The organism is Mesorhizobium sp. M4A.F.Ca.ET.020.02.1.1, from assembly GCF_004022645.1.
Taxonomy (GTDB): domain Bacteria; phylum Pseudomonadota; class Alphaproteobacteria; order Rhizobiales; family Rhizobiaceae; genus Mesorhizobium.
In genome coordinates this window covers 1-5,251 of the sequence record NZ_RZOI01000431.1, presented here as the reverse complement: position 1 = coordinate 5,251, position 5,251 = coordinate 1, and the positions used below count along the sequence as shown (strand labels likewise).

Below are 5,251 nucleotides of genomic sequence, written 5' to 3'. Positions count from 1 at the left end.
ACCATAGGGCCTGGGGCCAAGCTTGCAGCGAGAAGCGGATTCATGAGCAACGTCCCGGCGGGCGAGATCTGGGGAGGCTATCCGGCGCAGCCGATGGCCGAGGCCATGCGTGAAATCGCCATGCTGCGCAAGCTGGCCAGGACCCGCAAACAAGGCGATGGGAATGGCTGATATGGTGGCGACGCTTGAGGCGGTCGACATAATGGGGCTTATGAAGCTCCTGCCGCACCGCTATCCGTTCCTGCTGATCGACCGCATCGTCGACATCGATGGCGACGAGTCCGCCGTCGGCATCAAGAACGTGACCATCAACGAGCCGCATTTCCAGGGCCATTTCCCGCAGCAGCCAGTGATGCCCGGCGTGCTGATCATCGAGGCCATGGCGCAGACCGCCGGCGCGATCTGCATCCGCAGCCTCAACACGGAAAAGCCATCGCTGGTCTATTTCATGACCATCGACAATGCGAAGTTTCGCAAGCCGGTCGTTCCCGGCGACCAGCTCAGGATTCACGTCAAGAAGATCAAGAAGCGCGGCAACCTGCTCAAATTCGCCTGCGAAGCGATGGTCGATGGAGCAAAAGCTGCGGAAGCCGAGGTTTCGGCTATGATGGTCACCGGCTGACGGTTCAAAATGCTCATGAAAGTCCAGACTGAAATCCACCCTTCCTCGGTCGTCGAAGAAGGGGCCCAGCTCGGCGAAGGCGTTCGCATCGGACCCTTCTGCCACGTCGGCCCCGATGCCGTCATCGGCGACCGGGTCGAGCTTGTCGGCCATGTCTCGGTGATGGGCGCGACCACCATCGGCGCCGCCACCAAGGTCTATCCGATGGCCATACTCGGCGCGCCGCCGCAGAACACCAAGCACAAGGGTGGCCGCACGACGCTGGTGATCGGCGAGAACTGCACGATCCGCGAAGGCGTGACCATGCATCTCGGCACCGATTCCAGCCGCGGCGAGACGACGGTGGGTGACAATGGCAATTTCCTCGCCTATGCCCACATTGCCCATGACTGCGTCGTCGGCAAGAACGCCACCTTCGCCAACGGCGCGACGTTGGGCGGCCACTGCGAGATCGGTGACAACGTCTATGTTGGCGGCCTCACCGCCGTTCACCAGTTCGTCCGCATCGGCAACAACGCCTTCATCGGCGGCTGCTCTGCGGTCGTCGGCGACGTCATTCCCTATGCGATCGCCGCCGGCAACCGCGCCAGCCTTCGCGGCCTCAACATCGTCGGCCTGAAGCGTTCCGGCCTGCCGCGCGCCGAGATCCACCTGTTGCGCAAGGCCTACAGGACGATCTTCGACCGCTCCCGAACCGTCGGCGAGAACATAGAGTTCGCCAAGGCGGAATTCGCTTCCTCGCCGACGGCCATGAAAATCATCGATTTCATCGCCAATCGCGGCAAGCGGCACTATGCCGTCCCGTCGCTCAAGGGCGGCGACGGCGACGATGCCGACGATGAAGGCTGAGGCTGCCGGAGCCAAGTTGGACCTCGCGCCGGGCTCAAGGGTGGGCATCATCGCCGGCGGCGGCAGCCTGCCGGTGGAAGTCGCGGCCAGCCTCGCAAGGCAGGGACATCCGCCCGTCATCATCGCGGCCGAAGGCGAGGTCGACCGCAAGCAGGACCTCGCCGGCTACGAGACAGAGCAGCTCGCGCTCGAATCGTTCGGCTCGCTGGTGCCTTTGCTCAGGCGCAAGCGAATCAGCCACCTCGTGCTGGCCGGCGAGATCAGGCGCAGGCCGAAATTGACCGCCATGCGGCCGAGCCTCGGCCTGCTGGCTGCCGTGCCTACAGTGGTGATGGGGCTGGCGCGCGGTGACGACGGCTTGCTGAGGATGCTGACGCGTTTTCTGGAAAAGCGCGGCATCAAGGTCGTTGGCGCGCATGAGATCGTGCCCGAACTGCTTGCGAGCGATGGCTCGCTGACCACGGCCAAGCCGGGCAAATCCGACTGGCGCGACATCGAGGCCGCCAGGGTCGCGGCAAAGGCGATCGGTGCTCTCGATATCGGGCAAGCCGCGGTCGCAATCGGCGGCAGGGCGATCGCGCTGGAGGGCATCGAGGGCACTAACGGGCTGCTCGAGCGGACCAGACAATTGCGCGACCATGGCAGGCTCGCCGGCAAGACGCGCGGCGTTCTGGTCAAATGCGCCAAGCCTGGTCAGGAACTGCGCGCCGATCTGCCGTCCATCGGCCCGCGGACGGTCGAGGCCGCATATGAAGCGGGACTGGCGGGGATTGCGGTTGAGGCCGGCCGCTCGCTGATCCTTGAAGCTCCCGACACCATCGCGCGCGCCAATGCGCTCGGCCTGTTCATCGTCGGCCTTCCTGTCGAGGAGCCGGCTCATGGCCAATGACAAGCCGCTGAAGATCGCCGTCGTCGCCGGCGAGGAATCGGGCGACATGCTTGGCGCCGACATCGTCGCGGCACTGAAGCGGACGACCGGCCGCGATGTTCAGCTTATCGGCATTGGCGGCCGGCATCTGCAGGCGCTCGGGCTTAAGTCCCTGTTCGACGGCGGCGAGATCGCGCTGATGGGCTTCAGCGCTATCCTGCGCGACCTGCCGCGGCTGATCAGGCGGATCGGCCAGACGGCAAGCATGATCGCCGCCGAAAAACCCGACTGCCTCATCACCATCGACAGCCCGGATTTCTCGCTGCGCGTGGCGAAGAAGGTGCGTGCCGCCAACCCGTCGCTCCCGATCGTCCACTATGTCTGCCCGAGCGTCTGGGCATGGCGGCCGGGCAGGGCGGTGGCGATGAAGCCCTATGTCGATCATATCCTTTGCATCCTGCCCTTCGAGGTGAAGGCGCTCGCCCGCCTTGGCGGCCCGCCCGGCACCTATGTCGGGCATCGCCTGGCGCGGGATCCGGGCGTGCTTGGCGCCGCCAAGGCGCAGGGTCTGCCGCGGGACCTGGCGGGGGATCGCGTCAAGACGCTGCTAGTGCTGCCGGGTTCCCGACGTGGCGAAGTGCGCCGGCTGATCGAGCCGTTCGGCAAGACGATGTCGATCCTGCGCCAGCGCGGGCATCGCCTGCGTCTGCTCTTGCCGACGGTGCCGCATGTGGCCGACCTGGTCAGGGCTTCGGTCGCCAGTTGGGACGACAAACCGGAGATTGTCGTCGAGCCGGAACGCAAATGGCAGGCCTTCGGCAAGGCTGATGCCGCGCTGATCGCCTCGGGGACGGTATCGCTCGAGCTGGCCCTGTCGGGCGTGCCGATGGTGTCCTGCTACAAGCTCGATCCCGTGGCGCGTCTGGTCATGCCGCATCTCATTTCTGTCTGGTCGGCGCTGCTGCCCAATCTGATCTCGGACCGGACGCTCGTTCCGGAGTTTTACGACCAGTATGTCCTGCCGGAGAACCTCGCCAGGCAACTGGAGACGCTATTTTCCGACACCGGCATGCGCGCCTGGCAGAAGGACGGTTTCGCCGAGATCGCGCGGCGCATGGCAACGGACAGACCGTCCGGCGATATCGCCGCCGAAGTCGTTCTCCGGCACATCAAATAAAAAGCGCCCTTGCGGGCGCCTTTTTTTACCTGTTCGCTCGCGCGCGATCAGCGCTTGGCGATCGGCACGTAGTCGCGTTCCGCGGCACCGGTGTAGAGCTGACGCGGCCGGCCGATCTTCTGGTGCGGATCCTCGATCATTTCCTTCCACTGCGCGATCCAGCCGACGGTGCGGGCAACCGCGAACAGCACGGTGAACATGGTGGTGGGGAAGCCCAGCGCCTTCAGCGTAATGCCGGAATAGAAGTCGACATTCGGGTAAAGCTTCTTCTCGATGAAGTAGGCGTCGGTGAGCGCGATCTTCTCCAGCTCCATGGCGATGTCGAGCAGCGGATCATCCTTGATGCCGAGCTCGCCCAGCACCTCATGCGCGGTCTTCTGCATGATCTTGGCGCGCGGATCGTAGTTCTTGTAGACGCGGTGGCCGAAGCCCATCAGCCGGAACGGATCGTTCTTGTCCTTGGCGCGGGCGATGAATTCCGGGATGTGGTCGACATGGCCGATCTCGCCCAGCATGTTGAGCGCCGCTTCGTTGGCGCCGCCATGCGCCGGGCCCCAGAGGCAGGCAATGCCGGCCGCAATGCAGGCGAAGGGGTTTGCGCCCGAAGAGCCGGCGAGACGAACCGTCGAGGTGGAGGCGTTCTGCTCGTGGTCGGCGTGCAGGATGAAGATGCGTTCCATGGCGCGCGCCAGCACCGGATTGATCTTGTATTCCTCGCAGGGCACCGCAAAGCACATGTGCAGGAAGTTGGCGGCGAAGTTCAGCTCGTTCTTCGGATAAATGAAGGGCTGGCCGATGTGGTACTTGTAGGCCATCGCCGCGATCGTCGGCATCTTGGCGATGAGCCGCATCGAGGCGACCATGCGCTGGTACGGATCCGAGATGTCGGTCGAGTCATGATAGAAGGCCGAGAGCGCGCCGACCACGCCGCACATGACGGCCATTGGATGCGCATCGCGGCGGAAACCGGTGAAGAAGCGCGACATCTGCTCATGCACCATGGTGTGGCGCGTCACCCGGTAGTCGAAGTCGTCTTTCTGCGCCTTGGTAGGCAACTCGCCATAGAGCAGCAGGTAGCAGACCTCGAGGAAGTCGCCATGCTCGGCGAGCTGGTCGATCGGATAGCCGCGGTGCAGCAGGATGCCGGCGTCGCCGTCGATGAAGGTGATGGCCGACTCGCAGCTGGCCGTAGAGGTGAAGCCGGGATCGTAGGTGAAGGCGCCGGTGGTGCTGTAGAGCGAGCCGATATCGATGACGTCAGGCCCGACGGAACCGCTTCGCACCTTGAACTCGTGCGTCTTGCCGGCGAGCTCCAGCTTGGCGGTCGACCCGTGCGGTTTGGCGCTCGGTTCCAGTTTCGTTGCAGCTTCGCTCATTAGCAAACTCCTTTTTGTTTCCTCATGCCGGCAAGGCAAATCCTGCAAACGACACGTCGAAATCACCGGAATGCGCGTACTCGCCACCGCATTTTAGGAGGTGCGTGCCAGATTGGGCCAAGGCCTAATGTTGCACTGCGAAACGCACCTTTCAATGCCAATCTTTTTGGGCCAGTTCGCTCCTAATCGATTTGATCCGCGATGCGCGCCAGGCTTTCCTCGCGGCCGAGCACGGCAAGCACATCGAACACGCCGGGCGACGTGCTCCGGCCGGTCAGCGCGGCCCGCAGCGGCTGCGCCACGGCGCCGAGCTTGTGGCCGCCGGCCTGGGCGAACTCGCGGATCGCTGCCTCGGCGGC

5 protein-coding genes and 2 pseudogenes are annotated in these 5,251 nt (G+C 64.3%); 5 read left to right on the top strand and 2 right to left on the bottom strand.

Annotated elements, in window-relative coordinates; genetic code table 11:
* From EN742_RS39540 to lpxB, 5 genes and pseudogenes are all read left to right on the top strand, one after another.
* Window positions 1–171: pseudogene (locus EN742_RS39540) on the top strand (UDP-3-O-(3-hydroxymyristoyl)glucosamine N-acyltransferase); the annotation flags it as partial.
* The gene (fabZ, locus tag EN742_RS23200; protein WP_126054471.1) at window positions 164–622 is read left to right on the top strand and encodes a 3-hydroxyacyl-ACP dehydratase FabZ; all 459 of its coding nucleotides are present in this window, start codon (window positions 164–166) and stop codon (window positions 620–622) included. The pseudogene EN742_RS39540 and the gene fabZ, both read left to right, overlap by 8 nt.
* Window positions 623–637: 15 nt before the next feature.
* A complete protein-coding gene (gene lpxA, locus EN742_RS23195; protein WP_126054472.1) occupies window positions 638–1,471 on the top strand; it encodes an acyl-ACP--UDP-N-acetylglucosamine O-acyltransferase in 834 nt (277 codons plus the stop codon).
* Window positions 1,452–2,360 carry an LpxI family protein gene (locus EN742_RS23190; RefSeq protein WP_189347942.1) on the top strand — a complete coding sequence of 303 codons (909 nt, stop codon included), beginning with the start codon at window positions 1,452–1,454 and terminating at the stop codon, window positions 2,358–2,360. Before lpxA ends, EN742_RS23190 begins: the two co-directional genes overlap by 20 nt.
* Window positions 2,350–3,516: a lipid-A-disaccharide synthase gene (gene lpxB / locus EN742_RS23185; RefSeq protein WP_128333320.1), complete on the top strand. Its 1,167-nt coding sequence runs from the start codon at window positions 2,350–2,352 to the stop codon at window positions 3,514–3,516. Before EN742_RS23190 ends, lpxB begins: the two co-directional genes overlap by 11 nt.
* A 47-nt stretch (window positions 3,517–3,563) precedes the next feature.
* On the opposite strand, the gene gltA is transcribed toward lpxB, so the two are convergent.
* Window positions 3,564–4,892 (bottom strand): citrate synthase, encoded by a 1,329-nt coding sequence (gltA, locus tag EN742_RS23180; protein WP_126054475.1) that lies wholly within the window; start codon window positions 4,890–4,892, stop codon window positions 3,564–3,566.
* Window positions 4,893–5,074: 182 nt separating this feature from the next.
* A pseudogene (locus EN742_RS23175) lies at window positions 5,075–5,251 on the bottom strand (glutamate--tRNA ligase); the annotation flags it as partial.